Genomic DNA, 4,357 nt, shown 5'->3' on the forward strand with positions numbered 1-4,357 from the left:
CGACCGGGATCGGCGCGCTCGCCGCGACGTACGGCGTCACGGCCAGGACGGGCGCGGCGAACACGCCGAGGCCCGGGAGGCGGTCGCCGTCCGCCCAGCGCAGCAGCGCGAACGCGCCCCACGCCGCCGCGCCTCCCCACGCCGTCCAGGTGCGCCAGGCCCTTCCCCGCGACGCGGCCGGGGCGTGCGGCGGAGGGGTGCCGCCTGCGTTTCCGCTGGTCGCGGCGGCCGTCGCGGGCCGCTCCGGTGCGCGTCCGGTCGTGCCGTCGCCGCTGGTCTCGCTCACACGCGCTCCCCCGGTGGCCGGGCCGCCCTCGGCGAGCCCCGTCCTGTGCTGCCGCTCCGTCTCCCATCCTCTGGGACGAACGGGCGCGGACGAGAGTTGCCCCGCCGTCCGAATACAGCGGGCCTCCCTCACGCCGCGGGCGTCCGAAAGCGGCGGGCCTCCGCCACGCCAGGCGCGCCCGAAAGCGGCGGGCCTCCGCCGCGCCGCGGGCGTCCGAAGCGGCGGTCCTCCCGGCGGGCCGCGGCGGTCGGCGATCGGAACCCCCGGTGCGGTGGTCGCGTCTGAGGACTCAGCGGCCGGGGTGTCCGGAGGGTTCACTGGGGTCCGGAATGTCGGGCGGGACGGGGAGGTGCCGATCGCGGTTTCCGGACGGGGCGGACGGGTCGCGCGGGGTTCTGGAGGCGTCCGCCGGGCCGCCCGAATCCCTTTGCGGGCCGATGTTCCGGGCCTCCCGGACGCCCCGCGGAGGGTCGCGCGGACGCCATGAATCAACGAGACATATGGTCATGACCTGCGCCATCATCAGATTTTGCGGTCTTTGTAACCTCCGGGGCGTACTACTACAGTGCCCTCCAACATCCACGGGTTTCTGCTGAATCGAGGACAGCCGTGAACGGACGTCACCGCAATGACCTCCCGGAAGGGACGCCGGGCGACGGCGGGCGCGACGGCGTCCGGCCGCCCCACGGCCCTGCCGACGAGGGCCTGGCGTCCTCCGACTGGTTCGCCCCCCGCGGCGGCGAGCCGGACGGTCCGGGGCGGCCGTCCGGCGAGGCGGACGAGCCGGGCGGCCGGTTCGCGTCCGGCGGTCCCGGCGAGTCCGGTGGATACCTGTTCGGGCCGTCCGCACCGCCGGATTCCGGGGGCTACCCGTCGCGGCCGAGCCCCGGTCAGGGCGGCGGCTTCCCCGCCGGGACGGGCGCCACGGGTCCGGGCCCGGAGTCCTCGCCCGAGTGGTTCGCGGGCCGGCAGTCCGGGCCGCAGCAGTCCTTCGGCGGGCCGGGCGGGTTCTCCGGCGCGTCCGACGCGGGCGGGTACGGACTCGGACGGCAGTCGGCGGCCGGCGGCGGGTACGGCAGCGGACACTACGGCAACGAGAGCGCACCCTATGGCGGTGACCAGGGCCGATACGGACAGGAGGGCGCTCCCCGGCGGGGTCCGCTGCGGTCCGGGTACGGCGACTCGGGATTCGGCGACGAGGACGACCGCCTCGACGAGCGTCCGACCGGGTTCTTCGGCGGGCGCGCGGGCGGTTCGGGCGACGGCCCGTCCGGTCCCGGCGGGTCGGGCGGGTACGGCGGCGGCTCCGGGGAGCACGAGTCCGGGCGCCGCCGCAAGCGCAGCCTGTCCGCGCTGATCGGGCCGATGGCGGGCGCGGTCGGCCTGGCCCTGCTGCTCGGCGTCGGCGTGTACGCGTTCGCCGAGAGCGGCGCCGGCTGCTCCGGCGGCAACGCGATCGACCTGAAGGTCGCGGTCTCCCCCGACATCGAGCCCGCCGTGACCAAGGCCGCCGGGCGGTTCAACGACGAGCGGCACAAGGTCGGCGGGAAGTGCGTCAAGGCGACGGTCTCCAAGAGCCGTCCGTACGAGGTGTCCACGGTGCTGTCCGGGACGGCCGTCGACCAGGGCGGCGACCGGCGCCCGGACGTGTGGATCCCCGACTCCTCGCTGTGGACGTCGCTGGTGCGCGGCCAGTCCAAGAGCGGGGCGTCCATCCAGTCCACCAGGACGTCGGTCGCGCGGAGCCCGCTGGTGATCGCGCTGCCGGGGACGCTGGCCTCGACGCTGAAGAAGCAGGGCGTCACCGCCACGCCGTCGTGGGACAACCTGCTGAAGGCGGCGGGCGGCGTCCAGGGCGGCGGCGTCACCAAGAACCAGATGATCCCGCCGGACATGATCCGGCTGCTGGTCCCCGATCCCGGCCGCAACACCGCCGGCATGGCGTCCCTGATGGTCACCAACATCCTGCTGGCCGGCGACGCCAACAAGGCGTCGATCTTCACCGGGATCGTCCGGACCGTCCGGGAGAGCACCGTCCCGAGCGTGGACGACCAGTTCAAGCAGTTCCAGAAGGGGCGGCGCGCCCGGCAGCCGGTGGCGCTCGCCCCCGAGCAGGCGATCTACCGGTACAACAAGGGCAAGCCGGCCGAGACCGCGCAGGCGCTCTACCCCGACGACGGCACGCTGATGTTCGACTACCCGTTCACCGTCACGACGTCCGACGGCGACCGGCAGAAGGCCGCGCACCTGCTGGAGCAGGCGATCAACACCGACGCGACCCGGTCGGACGTCCGCGAGCTGGGCTTCCGGTCCGCCGACGGCAAGGCGCCGTCCTCGTTCACCCCGAAGCTCGGCGTGAACCCGGGCCGCGTGCGCCAGCTCCCCGCGCCGAAGCCCGCCGACGTCAACGAGGTCATGCAGGCGTGGTCCAAGCTGTCGCTCGGCCTGCGGATGCTGACGCTGATCGACGTGTCCGGCTCGATGGTCGCGCCGGTCGCGCCGAACACCAACCGGCTCCAGGCGATCCAGCAGGTCGCGCAGGGCGGGCTCAGCATGATGTCGAACGACACCGAGCTCGGCGTCTGGGTGTTCTCCACGAACATGGGCAGGGGCGGCGTCCCGTACAAGGAGGCCGTGTCGGTCGGCCCGCTGGGCGAGCGGATCGGGTCCAGCACGCGGCGGACGATGATCCTGTCCCAGTTCCAGCAGATGAAGCCGAAGCCGAACGGCGACACCGGCATCTACCGGTCCGTCCTGGCGGCCTACAAGTACATGAAGCGGACCTACAAGCCCGAGTTCGGGACGTCGATCGTGCTGCTGACCGACGGCACCAACGACGACAAGAACGGCCCGTCGCTGAAGGAGACGCTCGCCAAGCTGAAGGCCGAGAAGGACCCGAACAAGCCGATCCAGGTCAACATGATCGGCTTCGGCCCGGACACCAACCCGGCGGAGCTGAAGCAGATCGCGCAGCTCACCGGCGGTGACGTCGAGGTCGCCAAGACCCCGCAGGAGATCAGCCGCATCTTCCTGGCCATGCTCTCCCGCCGCATCAAGCAGTAACCCCCCGACAGGACCCCCGCCGCCCGGCCCCGCGCCGGAGCGCCGGGGGTCCACTGCTACCCCGCCCGCGTCGCCCCGCAGAGCACGCAGCGGCGCGCGTGGGGGAAGTGTGGGTGGTGTTTGCGCTTGTCGCGGGTGGGGGTGGGCGGGGACCCGAAATCAGCGAAATTTCTCTTGCATCCGGTGTCAACCGGACGGCGGGGTCGGCCGTCTTTCTGTGTGGAGGCCCGACGGGGAGCGGGGCCGTCGGGCCTCCACACACTTTCGCCCCTCCTCCGGCGGGCCTTCCCCGGCAGGTCGTCCGACCTTCCGCCCGTCCGCGGCTCCACCGCTCCGCCGAGTGATCCGGCGGCCCCCGGCGGCATCCCCCGCACGCCGCCCCGGTTCCGCCGAACGGTTCCTCTGCTGCGAGCGCGCTCCCCGAATCCCCTGTGCTCAGCCCGCGGGAGGACCTCGTGTCAGGTTGGCCCACACTCGACCGCCTGGACGACGAACGGCTGGCGCGTTCCCTGGCCAGGTCAGGGGCGCACGTGCTGTCCGGACCGCCACCAGGCGACGCGACCGCGCCGCTGCCGGCGGCCGACACCGACGCCCTCGCGCGCCTGGTGGACGCCTACGCCGCCCGGCTGTTCGACTACTGCCACGCCCTGCTGCGCGACCAGGACCAGGCGGCGCGCGCCCTGCACGCGGCGCTGCTGGCCGCCTACGCGCACGCGGGGCGGCTCGCCGACCCGGCGGCCTTCCGCGCGTGGCTGTACGCGCTCGTCCGCAACGAGTGCGTGCGGCGGCTGCGCGATCCGCGGCGGCCGGCCGAGCGCCGCGAGGCCCCCGAGGTCGAGGACCTCTTCCTGGACGAGGCGGACCGCGCCCGCCGCCTGGCCACCCGGCGGCTCGTCCACGCGGCCCTCGGCGGCCTGCGCGGCTCCGAGCGCGAGGCGCTGGACCTGCTGCTCCGGCACGGCCTGGACGACGCGGAGGTCGGCGCCGTGCTCGACCTGCCCGCCGAGC

Annotated in this window: 3 protein-coding genes; 2 read left to right on the forward strand and 1 reads right to left on the reverse strand. The window is 74.1% G+C overall.

The features are described 5' to 3' along the window. On the reverse strand, positions 1-286 hold a 286-nt coding region (locus DZF91_RS27515; protein ID WP_199486937.1), incomplete at its 3' end, for a hypothetical protein. Positions 287-895: 609 nt separating this feature from the next. Between DZF91_RS27515 and DZF91_RS27520 the strand changes: the two genes are divergently transcribed. Together DZF91_RS27520 and DZF91_RS27525 are read left to right on the forward strand one after the other, a co-directional pair. Then, a complete protein-coding gene (locus tag DZF91_RS27520) occupies positions 896-3,349 on the forward strand; it encodes a substrate-binding domain-containing protein (RefSeq protein ID WP_117360050.1) in 2,454 nt (817 codons plus the stop codon). 455 nt (positions 3,350-3,804) lie between these two features. Then, positions 3,805-4,357 (forward strand): RNA polymerase sigma factor (locus tag DZF91_RS27525; RefSeq protein WP_158588059.1); only part of this gene is annotated, 553 nt, incomplete at its 3' end.

It is taken from the genome of Actinomadura logoneensis (assembly GCF_003428695.1).
In the GTDB taxonomy this organism is placed as follows: domain Bacteria; phylum Actinomycetota; class Actinomycetes; order Streptosporangiales; family Streptosporangiaceae; genus Spirillospora; species Spirillospora logoneensis.